Origin of the sequence: Myceligenerans pegani (assembly GCF_014892515.1) — a bacterium.
GTDB lineage: Bacteria > Actinomycetota > Actinomycetes > Actinomycetales > Cellulomonadaceae > Myceligenerans > Myceligenerans pegani.
In genome coordinates, this window is sequence record NZ_JADBGR010000107.1 from 133,026 (window position 1) to 152,784 (window position 19,759).

General features: G+C 72.7%; 19 protein-coding genes. 9 read left to right on the forward strand and 10 right to left on the reverse strand.

The features are described from left to right. Positions 1 to 236: 236 nt before the first annotated feature. A complete protein-coding gene (locus tag IIE03_RS21445) occupies positions 237 to 833 on the reverse strand; it encodes a TetR/AcrR family transcriptional regulator (RefSeq protein ID WP_192864803.1) in 597 nt (198 codons plus the stop codon). A 150-nt stretch (positions 834 to 983) separates the two neighbouring features. Between IIE03_RS21445 and IIE03_RS21450 the strand changes: the two genes are divergently transcribed. Further along, the gene (locus tag IIE03_RS21450; protein WP_225998134.1) at positions 984 to 1,973 is read left to right on the forward strand and encodes an NAD(P)-dependent alcohol dehydrogenase; all 990 of its coding nucleotides are present in this window, start codon (positions 984 to 986) and stop codon (positions 1,971 to 1,973) included. Between the two features lie 131 nt (positions 1,974 to 2,104). Next, positions 2,105 to 2,932: a type II CAAX endopeptidase family protein gene (locus IIE03_RS21455; RefSeq protein ID WP_225998135.1), complete on the forward strand. Its 828-nt coding sequence runs from the start codon at positions 2,105 to 2,107 to the stop codon at positions 2,930 to 2,932. Between the two features lie 16 nt (positions 2,933 to 2,948). Here the strand turns inward: IIE03_RS21455 and IIE03_RS21460 are convergent, their stop codons facing one another. The 3 genes from IIE03_RS21460 to IIE03_RS21470 all read right to left on the reverse strand — a co-directional run bounded on the left by IIE03_RS21460 (position 2,949) and on the right by IIE03_RS21470 (position 5,377). Beyond that, the gene (locus IIE03_RS21460) at positions 2,949 to 3,422 is read right to left on the reverse strand and encodes a MerR family transcriptional regulator (protein ID WP_192864804.1); all 474 of its coding nucleotides are present in this window, start codon (positions 3,420 to 3,422) and stop codon (positions 2,949 to 2,951) included. Positions 3,423 to 3,453: 31 nt separating this feature from the next. Beyond that, positions 3,454 to 4,326, reverse strand: a complete 873-nt coding sequence (locus IIE03_RS21465) for an SDR family NAD(P)-dependent oxidoreductase (RefSeq protein ID WP_192864805.1) — start codon at positions 4,324 to 4,326, stop codon at positions 3,454 to 3,456. Positions 4,327 to 4,447: 121 nt separating this feature from the next. Next, positions 4,448 to 5,377, reverse strand: coding sequence for a LysR family transcriptional regulator (locus tag IIE03_RS21470; protein ID WP_192864806.1), 930 nt, complete (start codon positions 5,375 to 5,377; stop codon positions 4,448 to 4,450). A gap of 127 nt (positions 5,378 to 5,504) precedes the next feature. On the opposite strand from IIE03_RS21470, the gene IIE03_RS21475 reads away from it, so the two are divergent. Continuing rightward, positions 5,505 to 6,389, forward strand: a complete 885-nt coding sequence (locus tag IIE03_RS21475; RefSeq protein WP_192864807.1) for an aldo/keto reductase — start codon at positions 5,505 to 5,507, stop codon at positions 6,387 to 6,389. After that, complete coding sequence (locus IIE03_RS21480; RefSeq protein WP_192864808.1) at positions 6,386 to 7,318, forward strand: aldo/keto reductase; 933 nt, start codon at positions 6,386 to 6,388, stop codon at positions 7,316 to 7,318. The genes IIE03_RS21475 and IIE03_RS21480 overlap by 4 nt, the downstream gene beginning before the upstream one ends. 76 nt (positions 7,319 to 7,394) lie before the next feature. Here IIE03_RS21480 and IIE03_RS21485 read toward each other — a convergent pair whose 3' ends face one another. Both IIE03_RS21485 and IIE03_RS21490 read right to left on the reverse strand, forming a co-directional pair. Then, positions 7,395 to 7,823 carry a DUF3626 domain-containing protein gene (locus IIE03_RS21485; RefSeq protein WP_192864809.1) on the reverse strand — a complete coding sequence of 143 codons (429 nt, stop codon included), beginning with the start codon at positions 7,821 to 7,823 and terminating at the stop codon, positions 7,395 to 7,397. A gap of 1 nt (position 7,824) precedes the next feature. Next, positions 7,825 to 8,706, reverse strand: coding sequence for a winged helix-turn-helix transcriptional regulator (locus IIE03_RS21490; protein WP_192864810.1), 882 nt, complete (start codon positions 8,704 to 8,706; stop codon positions 7,825 to 7,827). A 104-nt stretch (positions 8,707 to 8,810) separates the two neighbouring features. Here IIE03_RS21490 and IIE03_RS21495 point away from each other — a divergent pair, with 104 nt between their 5' ends. Continuing rightward, positions 8,811 to 10,100, forward strand: coding sequence for an MFS transporter (locus tag IIE03_RS21495; protein ID WP_192864811.1), 1,290 nt, complete (start codon positions 8,811 to 8,813; stop codon positions 10,098 to 10,100). A gap of 34 nt (positions 10,101 to 10,134) precedes the next feature. On the opposite strand, the gene IIE03_RS21500 is transcribed toward IIE03_RS21495, so the two are convergent. The 4 genes from IIE03_RS21500 to IIE03_RS21515 form a co-directional block, all read right to left on the reverse strand. Then, positions 10,135 to 11,388 (reverse strand): arginine deiminase, encoded by a 1,254-nt coding sequence (locus tag IIE03_RS21500; RefSeq protein ID WP_192864812.1) that lies wholly within the window; start codon positions 11,386 to 11,388, stop codon positions 10,135 to 10,137. Positions 11,389 to 11,430: 42 nt separating this feature from the next. Beyond that, complete coding sequence (locus IIE03_RS21505; RefSeq protein WP_192864813.1) at positions 11,431 to 12,882, reverse strand: basic amino acid/polyamine antiporter; 1,452 nt, start codon at positions 12,880 to 12,882, stop codon at positions 11,431 to 11,433. Between the two features lie 219 nt (positions 12,883 to 13,101). Next, entirely contained in the window at positions 13,102 to 14,088 is a 987-nt protein-coding gene (locus IIE03_RS21510) for a DUF2157 domain-containing protein (protein WP_192864814.1), read from the reverse strand. A 46-nt stretch (positions 14,089 to 14,134) separates the two neighbouring features. After that, entirely contained in the window at positions 14,135 to 14,764 is a 630-nt protein-coding gene (locus IIE03_RS21515) for a superoxide dismutase (RefSeq protein WP_192864815.1), read from the reverse strand. A 174-nt stretch (positions 14,765 to 14,938) separates the two neighbouring features. On the opposite strand from IIE03_RS21515, the gene IIE03_RS21520 reads away from it, so the two are divergent. From IIE03_RS21520 to IIE03_RS21535, 4 genes are all read left to right on the forward strand, one after another. After that, positions 14,939 to 15,526: an ECF transporter S component gene (locus IIE03_RS21520; protein WP_192864816.1), complete on the forward strand. Its 588-nt coding sequence runs from the start codon at positions 14,939 to 14,941 to the stop codon at positions 15,524 to 15,526. 3 nt (positions 15,527 to 15,529) lie between these two features. Further along, complete coding sequence (locus IIE03_RS21525; protein ID WP_192864817.1) at positions 15,530 to 17,320, forward strand: ABC transporter ATP-binding protein; 1,791 nt, start codon at positions 15,530 to 15,532, stop codon at positions 17,318 to 17,320. After that, positions 17,317 to 18,135, forward strand: coding sequence for an energy-coupling factor transporter transmembrane component T (locus tag IIE03_RS21530; RefSeq protein WP_192864818.1), 819 nt, complete (start codon positions 17,317 to 17,319; stop codon positions 18,133 to 18,135). Before IIE03_RS21525 ends, IIE03_RS21530 begins: the two co-directional genes overlap by 4 nt. A 137-nt stretch (positions 18,136 to 18,272) precedes the next feature. Then, a complete protein-coding gene (locus tag IIE03_RS21535; protein ID WP_225998136.1) occupies positions 18,273 to 19,757 on the forward strand; it encodes an alginate lyase family protein in 1,485 nt (494 codons plus the stop codon). Positions 19,758 to 19,759 lie beyond the last annotated feature (2 nt).

Below are 19,759 nucleotides of genomic sequence, written 5' to 3' on the forward strand. Positions count from 1 at the left end.
CGCTCCCTTCGCCGGACGGGTTCAGGAGACCGATCCGCTGGTCTGCCGCGGCACGGACCTGGCACCCAGGGTCCTGCCCCACTCCCAGGCGCGATCGAGCTCGCCCTCCGCCAGGGACCCATGATATCGACCACGCGGAAATCGCAGGTGCCACGCCCCCGCGAGACCATCGGCGCCAATCCGTCGCGCCAGGGTCTGCGTCGTCGGCACGCGCTGACAGCCATCGGTCCCGCCGCTCAGCGGACCGCCCGTAGGAAGTGCGTGACGAGTCGTTGCGCGGGCTCATGCGCACCGCTCCGGGACCGGACCACCCCATCCACGGCCTCCAGCAGCAGCCGTAGGTCATCGTGTCCGACGTCGCGCCGGACCTGCCCGGACTCCACGGCGGCGTCAAGCAGCGCATCGAGGCGCCGTTCGATCTCGGCTGAGTACCTGGCGGCGTGATCAGGGAACGCCTGGACGAACCCTTCGGTGCAGACGTAGCCGGCGGCCTGCAACGCGACGCACCGGCGCAACGCCCCGGCGAGGCCGGCAAGCGGGTCCACGCTCGCGGCCCCCGCGCGCAGCACGCCGACGTACTGCGTGAACGTGACCCGGGCGAGCTCCTCGACCAGGCCCCGTTTGGTCGGGAAGTGCCGGTGGACGCTAGACGGGGCGAGGCCGGCACGCCGGGCGACGGCGGTCACCGGCGTGTCGATGCCCCGGTCGCGGAAAGTGACCTGCCCGGACTCCAGGATGCGGCGTCGGTTGCGTTCCCGGTCCTTCCGGCCCGACGCCGGGTCCCCGTCCCTCCGGCCTGACATCTCAGGGAGCGCGATCTGCGACGAACTCATGACGATCCCTCTCGTTTCGGCCGTCCGGTGCGATGGATCGCGCCGTCGGGGCGTTGACACCTCGTGCAAGCCGGCGCCCGTGGTAACGGAACACGATCCCTCTCGTGTCTCTTCCAGCAACCCACGGACCATTTCCAGCAAGGAGCACCGATGTCCCTGACTCATCCGCCTCGCAGCGGCCCCGCAACGATCCACGCGGTCAGGTTCCATGCCTTCGGCCCGCCCGACGTGCTCCAGGTCGAACGCGTGCCCGCGCCGCGACCAGGCCGGGGCGAGGTGCTCGTGGCCGTGGCCGCGGCGAGCGTCGGCGGCGGCGAGACCAGCATCAGGGCAGGCCGGATGCGGTGGTTGCTCCCCGCCCGTCCGCCGATGGGGATCGGCGTCGACTTCGCCGGCGAGGTGCTCGAGGTGGGCGACGACGTGGACCGGGTCGTGCCGGGCGACGCCGTCTGGGGCCTCATGCCGCACCTGCGGTTCGGCAGCTCCGCAGAGCAGGTGGTGGTCCCGGCGGTCAGGCTCGGCCTGGCGCCGGGGAGCCTGACGCCGGTGCAAGCCGCCGCTCTGCCCGTCGTCGGCACCACCGTCCTGACCGCGCTGCGGGACAAGGCGGGGCTCGCCGCCGGCGAGCGGCTGCTCGTCAGGGGCGGGTCCGGCGGGGTCGGGAGCCTTGCCGTCCAGCTCGGTCGGCACCTCGGCGCGCACGTGACCGCGCTGGCGGGGGCGCGGAACCTGGACTGGCTCACCGAGCTGGGCGCGGACGAGGCTTTCGACCACCGGGCCACGGACACGGACGATCTGGGACGGTTCGACGTGATCCTGGACGCGGTGGGCGTGCGCTGGGCGCCGTACCTCTGTCTGCTGCGCCCCGGCGGTCGGTTCCTGCCGCTCGCGGTTGACCCGGACCGCCCGATCCGTGCGGCTGTCGGGGTGGTCTGGCGCAAGGCCGTCGCGCCGTCCCGGGTGCTGCCGTTCAGCAATGATCCGACTCCGGAGGTTCTCGACGAACTCGCTGCGCTCGTGTCCGGTGGCGCGCTGCGACCGGTCGTCGACTCGGTGCTCCCCATGACGCAGGCGGTACAGGCGCATCGCCGCGTCGAGGTCGGAGGCCTGCGCGGCAAGGTGGTCCTGACGACTCGCTGAAGGTCCGTCGCGCCGCCCCCAGGGCAGCAGCCGCCCCAGGGCAGCATCAGGGTCTTACCCCGTGTCGCCCAGGGGCGGTTCCGGGGAGGTCCGGATTCTCCCGAGTTCGGCCGACCCGACAGGCTGGGGCCATGACCACGACGAACCCCCGCTCGACGATGTCGCGAGAGCACGGAAGCCGGTCGCTCGTCGCGTTCTTCTCCCTCTCGTTCCTGATCGGGTGGGGTGCACTGGCGCTCCTGCTCGTGTTCGCCGACCAGCTCGAGCCGCACTTCGGCCCGCCCTCCGGCGGCCATCCGATCTTCGTTCTCGCCGTGTACTCGCCCGCGATCGCGGCGCTCGTCCTCGTCGCGCGGCGCGGCGGCCTCGCGGCCCTGGGCGGCTATCTGCGGCGGCTCACGCTCTGGCGCATGCCGGCCGCGTGGTGGCTTTTCCTGCTGCTCGGCATCCCCGCCCTGAAGTATCTGAGCGCCGCGTTCAACGGGACGGCGGGAGAGTTCCCGTTCTCGCCCTGGTACGGCGTCCTCGCGGCGCTGCTCCCGGTACTCCTGCTCGGCCCGGTCGAGGAGATCGGCTGGCGCGGCTACGCGCTGCCGCTGCTGCAGCGCCGGTTCACCCCGCTCGTGGCGAGCCTGATCCTCGGCGCACTCTGGGGGCTGTGGCACCTGCCCGCCTTTCTCCTCGGCGGGACCGTGCAGAGCCAGTGGTCGTTCGGCGCGTTCCTGATCGGCGCGCTGGCCCTCTCGGTCCTCATGACTCCGATGTTCAACGCCGCCCGCGGCAGCATCCTGATCCCGGCGCTGTTCCACTTCCAGCTCAACGGGCCGGCGTGGCCCGACGGGCAGCCCTGGGAGAACTACGTGTTCGCTGCGGCCGCCGTCGTCATGGTTCTCTGGAAGCGGGACGCGTTCCTGTCCCGGGACGGGGCGGTGACCGACCTCATGGCACCTGCCCGCTGAGGCCCTGCCGGCGCCGTCACCCGTCCGGGTGCCCGCCGTACACGCGAAGCTTGTACTCGGTCGTCTCCAGCGCGAGGGTGAGCTCGCGAAGCTGCCTCGTGATGCGGTCGCGCTGGTCGAGCATGATGCGCCGGCGCTCCGGGATCGTGTCCGGCCCCTGCTCGACCAGCGCGATGTAGCGCCTGAGGTCCCGCATGGTCATCCCCGACAACCGCATGCGGGTGAGGAACACCAGCCGGCGCAGGTCGGACGCCGCGTACTCGCGGTACCCCGAGGCGTCGCGCGCGGGCCGCACGAGTCCCTCCCGCTCGTAGTAGCGGAGCGTGTGCGGGGACAGGCCGACCAGGCGGGCGGCCTCGGCAACACTCCGAGGCGCCGCCGAGGACTCGATCGCGGAGTCGTCGAGCAGCTCGTGCAGGACGTCGATCACCGAGTCCGGCGCGCCCTCCGCCGAGTCGAGCAGCCGGGAGGTCAGCTCGTCGGTCGCCATGCCCGCCATCGTAGGTCGCCCGGCAGGCCGGTCAGAACGCCCGCACCGCGGGCGGCATCCCCGGGAAGTCGGCGGACTCGCTCACCGCCGCCCACGCGCCGACGTCGTCGAGCGCACGCCGGTAGGCCCGGGTGAGATTCCGGACGGCCTCGGCGCCGAGCGGCAGACGAAGCGGCGCGTCAGGGCGGTCGAGCATCTCGCGGATCACGGCCGCGGCACGCCCGGGATCGCCCTCCTGGACGCCGTCGGCCTCCGTCATGTTCGCGCGGACTGCGCCGGTCACGCCGTCGTACGCCGTGTTCCGTTCCGCCTGCCGCAGCACGTCCGAGGCGTTGAACGCGGTACGGAAGCGGCTGGGCTCTACGACCAGCACCCGGATCCCGAACGGTGCGACCTCCCCGGCGAGCGCCTCGGACCAGCCCTCCAGCGCGAACTTCCCGGCCGAGTAGCTCCCGACCGCCGGGAACGACATGCGCCCGCCCTGGCTGCTCATCTGCACGATCGCGCCCGACCCGCGCTCCCGCAGATGCGGCAGCACCGCCCGCACGTAGGCGGCCGGGCCGAACAGGTGCTGGTCGAGCATGTCCCGCAGCCCGGCGTCCGAGATCTCCTCGGCGGCCCCGACCTGCCCGGCGCCGGCATTGTTGACCAGCACGTCCACCCGTCCGAACGCCGCGAGAGCCTGCTGGACGACGGCGACCGCCCCGTCGGTCTCCCGCACGTCGTGCCCGACGGCGAGCAGCCGGTCGCCGTACCGATCCCGGAGCCCGTCGAACCGCTCGGCCCGGCGCGCCGTTCCCGCCACGCGCTCGCCCGCCGCCAGCGCGGCCTCGGCCAGAGCCAGGCCGAGCCCCGAACTCGCGCCGGTGATGATCCAGGTCCTGCCGTCATGAGTCGTCGCCATGGCCCGGACGCTAGACATTCGAGCGCACTCGAACGCAAGCCGGGACCGGCCACGCGTCCCCGGGCGACCGATCATGCGGCGTCGGACCGATCGCCCGACAACCGGCCGACCGCATCCCCGCCTACCCCAGCGCCGCCGCCTCCGTGTCTGGCAACGCGTCCGCCTCTCGGTAGGCGGGCAGGTCCCGCACCAGCTCCACCAGGTGCGGCGCCGGGGAGTCCGCCGCCGACGGCGCCGTGACCAGCGAGACCACCCAGTCCGGCCCCGCATCGCCCCGCAGCGGCACCGTGGTCAGCGACGCCGCCTGCGGCTTCGCCGCCACGTGCCGGGGCACGACGGCGACCCCGAGCCCGCGGCTCACGAGATCGAGCAGCGTGTGCACGTCGTTCACCGCGAACCGCACCCGGCGATGCACCCGCCGCGCCCCGAACGCCGCGTCGTTGAGCCGCCGCACCCCCCAGGACGCGTGGAAGTCGATGAAGCTCTCCCGGGCGAGATCGCCGTGCTCGACCGACGTGCGCGCCCCGAGCGGATGCCCCGGGGGCAGGATCGCCACGAGCGGCTCGTGCCCGATCCGCGTACCGGCCAGGGAGCCCAGGTGCTCGGTCCCGGCCACGAACGCGACGTCGATCCGGCGCTCGCGGATCCCGCCGAGCAGGTCCTCGGACCCGGCCTGGGTGAACTCGACCTCGACACGCGGGTGGCGCCGGTGGAACCGCTCCAGCGTCGTGGGCACGTCCACCAGGCCGAGGCACTGCTCGGCGCCCACCCGGAGCTGGCCCGACACCTCGCGGGAGAGGTGGACGACGGCGTCGCGCGCCGCGGCGGCCTGGCCGAGCATCGAGCGGGCGAACGGCAGGAGCGCCGATCCGGCCTCCGTGGGCTCCACCCTGCGGGTGGTCCGGTCGAACAGCTTGGTGCCCAGCTCGTCCTCGAGGCTCCGGATGGCGGCGGAGAGGCCGGACTGCGAGACGCCGGTGAGGTCGGCCGCGCGGGTGAACTGGCGTTCCTCGGCCAGTGCCACGAGGTATTCGAGCTGGCGCAGCTCCATTGATCACTCCTTCTTCTGGGAGTCATGAGTTGAAGTTGTTGGACTTCTAGGTTACCGCTCTCTAGTGTCGACCCCGGGCGGTCGCGGACCGCCCATCACCCTCACACGACGAAGGAGACGTACCACGATGCAGACCCGCAGCATCGGCGGCCGGCAGGTGAGCGCGATCGGTCTCGGCGGCATGCCGATGTCGATCGAGGGCCGCCCGGACACCGCCCGGTCGATCACCACCATCCATGCCGCGCTCGACGCCGGCGTCACCCTCATCGACACGGCCGACGCCTACCACGTCGGCGCGGACGAGGTGGGCCACAACGAGGAGCTGATCGCCACGGCGCTGCGCTCGGCCGGATCCGCGGCCGACGACGTACTCGTGGCCACCAAGGGCGGCCACCTGCGCCCCGGTGACGGCTCCTGGACACGCAACGGCGACCCCGCCTACCTCAAGGAGGCCGCCAAGGCCTCGGCCCGCCGGCTCGGGGTCGACGCCATCGGCCTGTACCAGTTCCACCGCCCGGACCCCGCCGTCCCGTACGCCGACTCGGTCGGCGCGCTCGCGGACCTGCTCGACGAGGGCGTCATCCGGATGGCGGGCATCTCGAACGCGAACCCGGACCAGATCCGCGAGGCGAACGAGGTCCTCGGGGGCCGGCTGGTCTCGGTGCAGAACCAGTTCTCGCCGCGCTTCCGCTCCTCGCTGCCCGAGCTGGAGCTGTGCGCCGAGCTGGGCATCGCCTTCCTGCCCTGGAGCCCGCTCGGCGGGATCGCCCGGGCGCGCTCCGGCGAGCTGGGGCAGGAGTTCGAGCCCTTCCTCGACGTCGCCCGGGACCACGAGGTGAGCCCGTTCCAGGTGACCCTGGCCTGGGAGCTGGCCCTCGCGCCGGTCGTGATCCCGATCCCGGGCGCCTCACGGCCGGAGTCGATCACGGACTCCGTGCGGGCCACGGACCTCGTCCTGACCGACGACGAGGTCGCACGCCTCGGCGCGGCGGGCGCGGAGGTGACCCCGTGAAGACCTTCACCCTGCCCGGGACGGACATCGTCGCGCCGAACGTCGTGCTCGGCCTGATGCGGATCCAGGAGAAGACCGACGAGGAGATCCGCACCCTCGTGAAGACCGCCGTCGACGCCGGAATCACTTTCGTCGACCACGCCGACGTCTACGGCTCCGAGGCGCACGGCTGCGAGCGCCGCTTCGCGGAGGCGATGCGGCTGACGCCGTCCGAGCGCGAGCGGCTGGTGATCCAGACCAAGTGCGGCATCGTGCGGGACGGGCCGTACTTCGACTTCTCCTACGAGCACATCGTGGAGTCGGTCGAGGGCTCGCTCACGGCGCTCGGCACGGACCACCTCGACGTCCTGCTGCTGCACCGGCCGGACGCGCTGATGGAGCCGGAGGAGGTGGCGCGCGCGTTCGACGACCTCGCGGCCGCCGGCAAGGTGCGCGCGTTCGGGGTCTCCAACCACACGCCCGGGCAGATCGAGCTGCTGCGGCGGCACGTGACTCAGCCCGTCGTGGCCAACCAGGTGCAGCTGTCGATCACGCACGCGGCGCTCGTGGCGCAGGGCGTGGCGGCGAACATGGCCGGCCTGGAGCAGTCGACCAGCCGGGACGTCGGCCTGCTGGACTACTGCCGGCTGCACGACATCACGGTCCAGGCGTGGTCGCCGTTCCAGGCCGGGTTCTTCACGGGCACGTTCCTGGGGTCGCCGGAGTTCCCGGAGCTCAACGCCGTGATCGACCGGCTCGCGGCGAGGTACGACGTCCCGGCGATCGCGATCGCGACGGCGTGGATCACGCGCCACCCGGCCACGATGCAGGTGGTGCTCGGCACGACGACGCCGGAGCGGGTCGCGGGCGCCGCGCAGGGTTCGGAGGTGCCGCTGACGCGCGCCGAGTGGTACGAGCTCTTCCGCGCCGCGGGCCACCACGTGCCGTGACGGCGGCGGGTCGCCTCAATCCTGGTTCACGCCCGTACCCGCCAGCACGACCACGCCGCCCGGATCGAACCAGGCCTCAGGGCGCAGAGACCTGGCCACCCCAGCGGGCGACGTGGTGCCACACCTTCTTGAGGTCCTGCGGGTCGTGCGCGCCCGCGCGCACGGCGTCCCCGATCGACCGGGCGTCCAGCCATCCGTCCGGCGCGTGCCGGGCGGCGACGGCCCGCGCCACCTCCACGATTCGCGGACCTCGGTAGTCCGGTCTCGTGGCCAGGTCGTCGACGTGCAGCCGGAACCCGTCGTGCCATTCCACCCCGACACCGTGCCGCCCCGCCAGCTTCCCCGCCGCGGCCTCGACGGCCGTGCCGCGGTAGCAGGGATCGAGGACGACGGCGGCCACGTCGTCGGCCAGCACGAGCCGCTCGATGAGCGTCTCCGTGCCGTCGAGGACGGCCCGGTCGGGGTGGAAGTTGATCGTGACGGGCGACCCTGCGAACGCGGCCATGTCAGTCTGCTGCCGTCGTCGCGGAGCGGAGGGTGTCCAGCATGTCGTCGACCGAGCCTGCCGGATCCGTGATCGGGGCCTGGAGGTGGCGGATCGTGCCAGCAGGGTCGAGCAGGACGGTGACGCGCTTGAGCCGGTCCGAGCCGCCCGCGCGGAAGACCGGGAGACGGAGGGCCGACGCCGCGCGCCCGTCCTGGTCCGACGCCAGCGTGTAGGGCAGGTTCGCGAAGTCGGCGAACGCGGCGAGCTGCTCGGGGTGCTGCGTGCTGACACCCAGCACGCGCGCCCCGGCGTCGTGCAGCGCCTCGTGCCGCGACGCGTAGGTGCGGGTCTCCAGCGTGCAGCCGCGGGCGCCGGGGACGGCCGACCATCCCGGCGGATAGGAGTGCGACTCGGGGGCGTAGGCGCCGGGGAAGAAGAACGCGACCGTCCACCGGTCCGGGTCCCGCAGATGGACGGTGCCGCCGTCGTGGGTGGCGAGGACGACGTCGGGCGGTGTGGTGCCGAGCAGTCCGTGCACGCGGCGCACCTCGGCGTCGGCGGACGCGCCGCTCACCTCCCCGTCGCCGAGCAGGTGCTGCGTCCCCCACTCCTGGAGCGCGACCAGCACCGGGAGCAGGGACTCGCCGCGCCGGGTGAGCACGTAGTCGTGGCGCGGCGGGCGGGTCGAGTACGCCTCCTTGCGCAGGATGTCGTGCTCCACGAGCGCGCCCAGACGCTCCGACAGTGCCCGGCGGCTGAAGCCGAGGGCGCGGTCGAACCCGTCGAACCGCGTCACGCCGGCGGCGGCCTCGCGCAGGATCAGCAGGCTCTGCCAGTCGCCGACCACGCCCAGGGTCTGGGCGATGCCGCAGTCGGCGTCGGCCAGGTCCTCGCGTCTCATGGATCCATCCTCTCCCGCACACGGCGCGACTTGCCCTGCTCGCGGCGATCCTGCCACACTGCGACCAGTTAGTTCCAGATTGGAACTCATAGCGGGAGGACGTGATGAGCACGCTTGCGACGGAAGACACCGCCCGGGACGACGCCGCACCCGGCGCGCGCCCTTTCTGGCTCTACTGGGCCGCGACCGCCACCAGCAACCTGGGCAGCGCCGTCACCGTCGTCGCGATGCCGCTGGTCGCCGTGACCGTCCTCGACGCCGGACCGGTGCAGACCGGGGTGCTCGCCGCGGCGTCGTACGCCGCCTGGATCGTGCTCGGCCTACCGGCCGGAGCGATCGTCCACCGGCTCCCGCTCCGGGCGGTACAGGTCGCCTGCGACGTCGTCCGGGCCGTCGTCCTGCTCTCCGTGCCGGTGGCCGCCTGGACCGGGCACCTGACGCTCTGGCACCTCGTCGTCGTGGCGCTGCTGCTGAACGCCGCCGAGGTGCTGTTCTTCACCGCCAACACCACCTTCCTGCCGGCGGTGGTGCCCCGCGACCAGCTCACGTCCCGCAACTCCCTCATCTCCGGCACGCACGCCGTGAGCCAGCTCGGCGGGCCGTCCCTCGGCGGTGTGCTCGTCCAGGCCGCCGGAGCCGCGGGGGCACTCCTGGCCGACGCCGTCTCGTACGTCGCTTCCGCCGTGCTCCTCAGCCGGCTCCCGGAACGCCGGCAGCCCGCCGGCGACGGCCCGGCGTCGATGCGCGCCCAGATCGCCGCGGGGCTCCGGTTCGTCATGCGCCACCCCGTCATGGCACCCGCCACCTGGTGGGCCGTCGTGACGAACGCCGTCTGCGGCGCCCAGCTCGCCCTGTTCACCGTCTACCTCGTGCGCGAACTCGACACGCCGCCTGTCATGGTCGGCATCCTCCTGGCCGTGGAGGGCGCCGGGGCGCTCGCGGCCGCGGCGATCACGCCGTGGCTGGTCCGGCGCTTCGGCTCGGCCCGGATCATCCTGTACGACGGCGTCGCCGGGTTCCTCGCCGCGCTGCTGATTCCCGCGGGCACAGGCCACCTGGGCTGGGCATGCTTCGCGCTGGGGAACCTGCTGTTCGCCGCGACCGTGGTGCCGGGCAGTGTGGTGACGCGCACCTACCGGCAGGTCGCCAGCCCGCCGGAGATGCTGTCGCGGGTGATGGCGACCGTGCGGTTCGTGTCCTGGGGCGCGATCCCGCTGGGCGGGCTGGCCGCCGGCGCCGTCGCGGAGGCGGCGGGGACGCGTACGGTCCTTCTCGCGTCCGCGTTCGTGCTGCTGCTCGCGCCGGCGATCGTCTGGTTCAGCCCCGTCCGGCATCTGCGGGACCTGGAGGACCTCCCTACCCGCGCGGTCGTCGAGGCGCGCCCGGATCGCTGAGGCCACCGGGTCCGACGCCGTGCCGTGGTGCCGGTCAGTCGATCGGACCGCGGACGATCGGGCAGGTCATGCAGTGCCCGCCGCCCCGCCCGCGGCCGAGCTCGGCACCGACGATCGTGATGACCTCGACACCCGCCCGGCGCAGGGCGGCGTTCGTCATCGTGTTCCGGTCGTAGGTGAACACCACACCGGGCTCGACGGCGACGGCGTTGTTGCCGGAGTCCCACTGCTGCCGCTCCGAGGCGTACGCGTCGCCCGCCGTCTCCACGACCCGCAGTTCCGGCAGCCCCATCGCGCGTGCCACGACGTCCACGAAGGGGGTACCGCCGTCGTCGGTCACCTCGACCCCGGGAGCTGTGTCGCTCGGCCGCAGCACGTAGGGATGGATGCCGTCGACGATCGTGGGGTGGACGGTGGCGAGGTCGACGTCGGCGAAGGTGAACACGGTGTCCAGGTGCATGGCGGCCCGGAGCTTGGGCATCCCCGCGACGACGACCCGCTCGGCGGCCCCGGCGTCGAACAGCGACCTGGCGAGCTGGGTGACGGCCTGCCGCGACGTACGTTCGCTCATGCCGACGAGCACGGTTCCCCGGCCGACGGGCATCACGTCGCCCCCTTCCAGGGACGCCTGGCCCCAGTCCCGTTCCGGGTCGCCCCACCAGACGGTCGAGGCCCGGTACTCCGGGTGGAAGGCGTAGATCGCCTTCATGAGCAGGGTCTCCTGCTTGCGCGCCGGCCAGTACAGCGGGTTCAGGGTGAGGCCGCCGTAGATCCAGCAGGTGGTGTCGCGGGTGTACAGGGTGTTCGGCAGCGGGGGCAGGAGGTACTCACGGGCGTCGGGCGAGTCCTGGGCCAGGGACACGTAGCCGGTGCGGTAGTCGGCAGGCACGTCCGCGGTCGACAGGCCCCCGATGAGGAACCGGGCGAGGTCGCGTGGCGCCTGGGTGTCCAGATAGGCCCGCGTGCCCTCCACCAGCCCGAGGCCCACCAGGTTCGGCACGACCTTGCGGTCGAGGAGCCAGGCGCGCGCCTCGGGGATCGCCATCGTCTCGGCGAGCAGATCGTGCAGTTCGACGACCTCCACGCCCCGGTTTGCCAGCTTGTTGACGAAGTCCAGATGGTCACGCTGGGCGGACTCCACCCACATGACGTCGTCGAACAGCAGGCTGTCGGAGTTCGTCGGGGTGAGCCGCTCGTGCGCGAGGCCCGGGGCGCACACCAGGACCTTGCGCAGCCGGCCCACCTCCGAATGGACGCCGTGGGCGGGGGCGGTCGGTGTGGCGGTCATGAGGCGGACCTTTCCTCGGCGGGCATGAACGGCGTCGACGGGTCAGATCGAGATCCATCCCGCGGCGAGCCCGGCCGCGGCGGTCACGGCGATGGCCGCCACCACCACGAACAGGACCAGCTCCATGGGCGTGAAAACCTTGCGCCCCTGCTCACGGCGCGTCATCAGGAACAAGATCGTCGCCGGGGCGTAGAAGAGGAAGGAGATCAGCACGAGGCCGATCCCGGCGGCGAACACCAGGAACGCTGTGTAGAGCGTGGCCAGCAGCCCGACCGCGAGGTCGCCGCGCAACGTCGAAGGCCGCGCGTCCTGGTAGCTCTCGCGAGTGACGCGGAGTTTGACGGCGTACAGCGTCGCCAGCAGGAACGGGATGAGCGTCATGACGGCGGTCATGTCCAGGGCGAAGTCGAACGCGTCCTCGGAGAAGTACGTGAGCACGAGGACGACCGTGGACAGCGACGTGCTCATCAGCAGCGCGTTGACCGGCACGTCGCGGTCCGTCAGGCGAGCGAGGAATCGCGGCATGTCGCGGTCCTTGGCAGCGACGAACAAGACCTCGGCGGCCATGAGCGTCCACGCCAGGTAGGCGCCGAGCACCGAGACGATGAGCCCGACCGACACGAAGACGGCACCCCAATCGCCCACCGCCGCCTCGAGGACCCCCGCCATGGACGGCTGCTGCAGGTCGCTGATGTCGGCCATCGGCATGATGCCGTAGGACACGATCGTCACGGACGCGAAGACCGCGAGCACACTCAGGAAGCCGAGGATCGTGGCGCGCCCCACGTCCTCCCGGCGGCGGGCGTGCCGGGAGTAGACGCTGGCGCCCTCGACGCCCAGGAACACGAAGACCGTCACCAGCATCGTGCCCCGCACCTGGTCGAACAGTGAGCCCGCGTAGTCGGCGCCCTGCCAGTTCTCGGCGAACGCCGCCGGGTCGAAGACGAACAGCGCCAGCAGGACGAAGACGATGATCGGAATGACCTTGGCGACCGTCACGATCCGGTTGATCGCCGTCGCCTCCTTGACGCCGCGCCGCACCAGCAGGAAGAACAGCCACAGCCCGACGGTGGACAGCGCGAGCGCGAGCACGGTGTCCCCCTCACCGAGCACGGGGACCCATTGCCCGAGGGTCGACATGATCAGCACCCAGTAGGTGACGTTGCCGACGCATGCGCTCGCCCAGTAGCCCGCGGCGGAAAAGAAGCCCGTGTACTCACCGAATCCGGCCTTGGCGTAGGCGTAGACGCCGGCGTCGAGGTCCGGCTTGCGGATCGCCAGGCGCTGGAACACGAACGCCAGCATCAGCATGCCCGTTCCCGCCACCGTCCAGGCGACGAGAGCACCCGCGACTCCGGTCTCCTGGGCGAACCGACTCGGCAGGGAGAACACGCCGGCGCCGACCATCGACCCGACGACCATCGCGGTGAGGGTCAGCAGCGAGACCTTCGTCGCGGTCCCACCTGGCGGCGCCGCGGTCTCACGGTGCGTCATTCGTCCTCCAGCAGCGATCGACCGGTCAGGCGCGTCGCGCCTGGAGCCGATGACGTGCACACCGGAAACTGCACGGTGGAACGTTCATATACTGGGGACGATACCGCCCAGCTCCTCGGGCCGCGCGCGGTCCATCAGGGCCCGGGAGCATGCCCGGACCGCCGGGCGGGCGGCAGGACACCTCCGCCCCGTCATGACGGACCGACGGCGGACTCCGGACTACTCGTCCGGTCCGCGCCGCCGGCGTGCGATCCACAGCGCGGTGACCACCAGGATCACCCCCGCCGCGAGCAGCGCGAGCAGCGCGGCGAAGGTGCCGCCGCCGAACCACGTCCAGAAGGACCACGGCAGGGCGACGAGCAGGCCGACGGCGCCGATCCCCAGAAGCACCAGATCCGTCATCACGACGGCCATCACGGCGATGGCGGCCGCCGTCGCCAGCGTCACCACGAGTCCGGCGTCGTCGGTCGAGAACGAGAGCAGCAGCGCCCCGACGACCGCGAGCGACGCCCCGAGGCCGAGCGCGAACCTGCGCGGACCGAGCACACGGAAGTACGCCAGCAGGAACCACACCACGCCGAGGGCCCAGACGCCGATTCCGATCGGGTAGTCGGCATCGCTGAACTGCGCGATCGTCGCGCCCACGGCGGTGGCCAGGGCCACCAACGCCACGAGGTGCTGCAGAGCCGTCGGCCGGAACCACCAGAACGCCACCGCCACGACGGCGGTCGCGCCGCTGGCCAGCAGGAAGCCCTCGTCACCGTAGATCTCGAGGACCTCCGAGGTGAGCAGCCCCATGAACCCGGCGAACGCGCCCGTGGCCCCCGCCCAGAGCACGGCCCGCAGCCGGATCCCCTGGTCGCCCGCCTGCCGGGGCACGGCGATCCCGGCGGCGAGCAGCAGCGCGGTGGCCCCACCGAGCACCGCCACGCGGCCGCCCACGCCGAGCTCGTCCCAGAACTCGGTGGCCAGCAGCACGGCGGCCACCAGGATGATCACGCCGCCGACGTAGCCGAGCGCCTCGACGAGCAGCGATCGGGCCGGCGCGGGCGGCGTCGTTTCCGCCCGGTCACGCTCGTGCGCGGTGATGCGGTCGGCCTGCTCCTGCGTGATGATGCCCGCGCCGACCCAGTCGGCGAGCCGGGCCGCCGGTACCGGCTCCCGGGCAGGGGGATGACCCGCGGACGTGCGGGCGACGTTTCTCATGCGCGTGATCATGGCAGACGGCCCCTGCCGCGACCACGAAAATCGGTCACGCGGTCGGCGTCAGGAGCCCCGCCGTCGCGGTGCGGGCACGCTCGAGCCGGGCGGCGACGTCCTGCCAGTTCGCGATGTTCCAGAACGCCTTGACGTAGTCCGCCTTCACGTTCAGGTAGTCGAGGTAGAAGGCGTGCTCCCACATGTCCAGCATCAGGAGGGGCACCGTGCCGCCTGGCAGGTTGGCCTGCTGGTCGAACAGCTGGAACACCGAGAGACGCTGCCCGATCACGTCCCACGCGAGCACCGACCAGCCCGAGCCCTGGATACCCGTCGCGACCGCCGCGAAGTGCGCCTGGAACGCCGCGAACGAGCCGAAGTACTCCGTGATCGCGTCCGCCAGCTCGCCCTCGGGCTCGCCGCCCCCGTCCGGGGACAGGTTGTTCCAGAAGATCGTGTGGTTGACGTGACCGCCGAGGTTGAACGCCAGGTTCTTCTCGTACAGGTTCACCGCCCCGAGGTCACCGGCCGAGCGGGCCTCCGCCAGCGCGTCCAGCGCGGCGTTCGCCCCGGCCACGTACGTGGCGTGGTGCTTGTCGTGGTGCAGCTCCATGATCCGGCCGCTGATGTGCGGCTCCAGGGCGGAGTAGTCGTAGGGCAGGTCCGGCAGGGTGTACGCAGGCATTTCCGTTCCAATCGTCCGTCGTGTCGTCGTGGACGTTCGCCACGCTAGGACCTCAACCAGCATTCAGGTCAACGGTGACACTCGCCACTGCATGGCGGTCGGCCGGCGCCACCACCTGCCCTCCGTCGTCTAAGGTAAGCCTCGCCTCACACACGCCGATCGCCCGGAGTCGCCATGACCCTCACCTCGCGCTACTCGACCCGCCTGCTGCTCAGCACCGCCGCCATCGGCGCCGCGGGCGGCCTGCTCGTCGTCGGGCTGAACTACGCCTTGGTCGGCCTGCCGCCCAGCAGCGTGACGTACGCGATCTACGCGGCGACGACGCCGGCCTGGTCGCTCGGCGCGTTCGTCGCGATGGCCCTGTTCCGGCGCCCCGGGATCGCTCTGCTCACCTCCGTCTTCTCCGGCCTGGTCAACCTTGCCTCCCCGTTCGGGGTCGCACAGCTCGTGAACTTCCTCGTCATCGGGCTGCTCCTGGAGCTGCCGTTCGCCGTCGCCCTGTACCGGCGCTGGAGCGATCGGTTCCTCTGGGTCGCGTTCCCGGTGGGGGCGCTGCTGCTCAGCGCGGGCTATCTCGCCCCCACGCTCGCGGCCGGCGCGATCGTCCCGTCCGACGTCCCGCTGTGGCTCGCGGCGCTCCTGGTCGTGGCGACGCTCGCCCTCGCGCTCGGGCTCACCGCCCTCTCGCTGCGCACGGCGACGAGCCTGCGCAAGGCGGGGATCGCCGTCGGCCCGACGCCGTCCCCCACCACCGCCGAGTAGCGCATGCCGTCCTCCCTGCTCCGCGCCGACCACGTGGCCATCCGGTACGACGGCGCCACCGCCGCCACCCCCACCGACGCCACCCTCGCCGTCGAGCCCGGCGAGGTCGTGCTCCTGCTCGGACCGAGCGGCTGCGGCAAGTCCACGCTCGCGCTCGCGGCCAACGGGCTCGTGCCGCAGTCCGTGCCCGCCGCGGTGAGCGGCGGGATCGTCGTCGGGGACGCGATCGACCCCGCCACCACGCCGACGCCGCGGGTCGCCGCGCGGGTCGGCATGGTGTTCCAGGATCCGGACGTCGGGCTGATCGCCGGCACGCTCCTGGACGAGGTGTGCTTCGGCCCGGAGAACCAGCGGCTGCCCGTCGACGAGGTGCTGGCCCGCGGCGAGGACGCGCTACGGCGCACCGGCCTGTGGGACCGGCGCCACGAGAACCCGGACACGCTGTCCGGCGGGGGCCGCCAGCGCCTCGCGATCGCGTGCGCGCTCGCGCTCGGCGCCCCGCTGCTGGTCCTCGACGAGCCGACGGCGAACCTCGACCCGGTCGGCACCGAGGAGGTGTACGCCACGCTGCGCGACCTCGTGGCCGACGGCGATCACGGCGTGCTGCTCGTCGAGCACGACCTCGACGCGTGCGTCGCGCTCGTCGACCGGGTCGTCGTCCTCGACCGGGACGGGCGGACCGCGCTGACCGGTACCGCGCGCGAGATCCTGGCGGGACGGGCCGGCGAGCTCATGGAGCTCGGCGTCTGGCTGCCCGTCGCGACGCTGGCGGCCTGGCACCTGCGCGAGGCCGGGATGCCGTTCGACGAGCTGCCGCTCACGCCGGCCGAACTGACGGCGGCGTTGGACGCGGGGCTCGACGCGGTTCCGGGGCTGCGGCCGCCCGCACGGACGGAGCCCACGGCGGCGCCGTCGGCCGGCTCGGCCCCGCTGCGCCCGCCCAGCACGGCGCCGTCGTCGGACACGGCTTCATTGCCGGGGTCCTGGAGGACCGACGTCGTCGTGGAGGTCGAGCACCTGACGGTCAACCGGTCCGGCGTGACCGTGCTCGACGACGTGTCGCTGACGGCGGGGCGCGGTGACTTCGTCGCCGTCGTCGGCACGAACGGGGCCGGGAAGACCACGCTGCTGCGCGCGATCGCGGGCGTCGCTCCCCCGCCCCGGCGGACGGTGACGGTCGCCGGGCTCGACCCGGCGCGCGCGAACGTGCGCGAGCTGGCGCGGCGGGTCGGGTTCGTGTTCCAGAACCCCGAGCACCAGTTCGTGCGGTACACCGTCGCCGAGGAGCTCGCCCACGCGCTCGAGGTGCAGCGCGTGCCCGCCGAACGCATCGCCGAGCGCGTCGAGGAGATGCTTACCCGGTTCGGGCTCGCCGAGCACCGCGACCGGCACCCGTTCCTGCTCTCCGGCGGGCAGAAACGCCGGCTGTCGGTGGGGACCGCCCTCATCGCGGGCGCCGAGGTGCTCGCGCTCGACGAGCCGACGTTCGGCCAGGACCGCGAGCGCGCCGCGGAACTCCTCGACATCCTGGCCGGCCTGAACGCGGGCGGCACCACCGTGCTCGTCGTCACGCACGACCTGCAGCTCGTCGCCGAGCACGCGAGCCACGTGGCGGTGCTGCGCGACGGGCGGCTGGTCGCCCACGACCGGACCGAGCGCGTCCTGGCGAGCGACGCCCTCCTCGCGGCAGGGTTGCGACTGCCGCCGCTGGCCGAGGCCACGCGAGGGCTGACCCGGCACCCGGAGTGGCGGGGCGTCACGCGGGTGTCCGACCTGGCGGCGGTGCGCACATGACCGACCCTTTCGCCCGCACGTCGAGCCGGCGGTTCCTCCACCGGCTCAATCCGCTCGCCGTCGTGACGGCGGTCGCTCCGGCGGTCGTCGTGCTGGTCGCTGTGCGCGATCTCGCCACGCCGCTCGTGCTGCTGGTACTCGCCACCATGCTCCTGCTCGCCGGGGCGCAGGTGCCGGCGCGACGGGCGCCCCTCGCGTTCGGCCTGCCGGTCGCGTTCACGCTGGTGGCGGCCGTGTCGTTCGGGTTCTGGGCCGACCCCGACGCCATCCCCGGCACGCCGGTCCTCTTCGAGGCCGGGTCCTACCGGTTCACCGTCGCGTCGTGGCTCGCCGGGCTCGGGATCTCGCTGCGGCTCGGCGCGCTCCTCGCCGTCGTCCTCCTGCCGGGGTTCGCCACGACGGGGCCGGACCTGGTGCGGGCCGTCGTGCAGAACCTGCGCGTGCCGTACCGCATCGGGTACACGGCGTTCGCGGCGTTCCGGTTCGTGCCGCGGTTCGGGTACGAACTCGGCCTCATCCGCGCCGCGCACCGGGTGCGCGGGGTGGCCGGCGGGCGCGGACCGCTGGCCGGGCTGCGGCGCTGGACCGGCTACATCGTCCCGCTGCTCGCCGGCGCGATCCGGCACGCCGAGCGTGTCGCGCTCGCGATGGACGCCCGCGCGTTCGGGGCGCACCCGACCCGGACGGAGCGATACCTGCTGCCGTTCCGCCGACGTGACGGCGCATTCGTCGGCGCGTGCTGGGCGGTGACGGCCGCCGTCGCACTCTTCGCCCAGCCGGTACTGGGGCTGCCGATACCCGTCGCGACGGTCTGAGACGCCGGTACCGGCCTGCGGCCTCCACCCGGCGACCGGCCAGGCGTCCGGACAGGACGATAGGGTGAAAAATCCTGATAACGTTATCCCGCGTTTCGAAACCTGTCCCGATCCCGCCCCGGACGAATGGATCGCACATGCCCCGGAAGAACCCGCCCGGCCCGGAGGCGAGCCACGCTCGCGGGCCGCTGTTCACGCCCCTGACCTCGAACCGCACGGTCTCCCGCCGGGCGGTCGTCGCCGGTGCCGCGGCCGCCGCGCCGTTCATCGCCTGGTACGCCTGGGCGGCACGGCCCGGCGCGAGCACCGGAGCCGCCGAGTCCGCGGCCCCGGGAGGCGGCGCCGCCGGGTCCGCCCTCCACGGGCCGAGCCCGTCCGCGAGTGCTTCACCGTCCGCGTCGCCCTCCCCCTCGGCGGCACCCTCCGCTTCGCCGTCCCCATCCGCCTCGCCGTCTGCGTCGGCCCCGCCGGCGTCGTCGGCCGCTCCCTCGCCCACGCCGACGCCCGCGGACCCGACGCGACCCGGCCTGCTGCACTCCGCGGCCGACCTCGAACGCGCCGCCGAGCGCGTCGCCTCCGGCGCCCAGCCCTGGGCCTCCGGCTGGGACCGCCTGGTCGCCAACGGCCGGTCGCACGCCGGCTGGTCGCCCCGCCCGCTGGCCGACGTCGTCCGCGGCGGCCCCGGCGACAACGTCGGCCAGATGTACGCCGACATCGCCGCCGCCTACCAGAACGCGCTGCGCTGGCGGATCAGCGGCGAGAAGGCCCACGGCGACACCGCCGTCGCCGTCCTCAACGCCTGGTCCGGCACGATGCGGTCCCTGAACGGCAACGCCGACCGCTTCCTGGCGGCCGGGATCCACGGGTACCAGTGGGCGAACGCCGCGGAGCTCGTACGCGACCACCCGGACTTCGACCTACCGCGCTTCCGGAGGATGCTGCTGGAGATCTTCTACCCGATGAACGACGATTTCCTGACCCGCCACAACGACGCCGTGATCACGAACTACTGGGCCAACTGGGACCTGTGCAACATGTGCTCGGTGCTGGCCATCGGCGCCTTCGCCGACCGCAAGGACCTCGTGAACCGGGCCATCGAGTACTTCAAGAACGGCAAGGGCAACGGGTCCATCAAGAACGCCGTTCCCTTCGTGTTCCGTGGCCAGGGGCTGGCCCAGTGGCAGGAGACCGGCCGCGACCAGGGGCACAGCGTGATGGGCATCGGCCTCATGGCCACGTTCTGCGAGATGGCGTGGCACCAGGGCGTCGACTGCTACGGCTACGACGACAACCGGTTCCTCAAGGCCGCCGAGTACGTCGCCCGGTACAACCTCGGCCACGACGTCCCCTTCAAGGACTACACCTACCAGCATGGCCCCGGCACCATCGCGGCCCACGTGAACTGGGAGACCCAGACGACGCCCAGCCCCGTGGGGCGCGGCCACGTGCGGCCGGTCTGGGACCTCGTCGTGGGGCACTACGCCGGACGCCAAGGCCTGGCGGCACCATGGAGCAAGCGCATGGCGCAGAGCATCCGGCCCGACGGCGGAGGCGGCGACTACGGCAACGGCGGTGGCTACGACCAGCTGGGGTTCACCACGCTGATGCATGCGCCCGGGTAGAC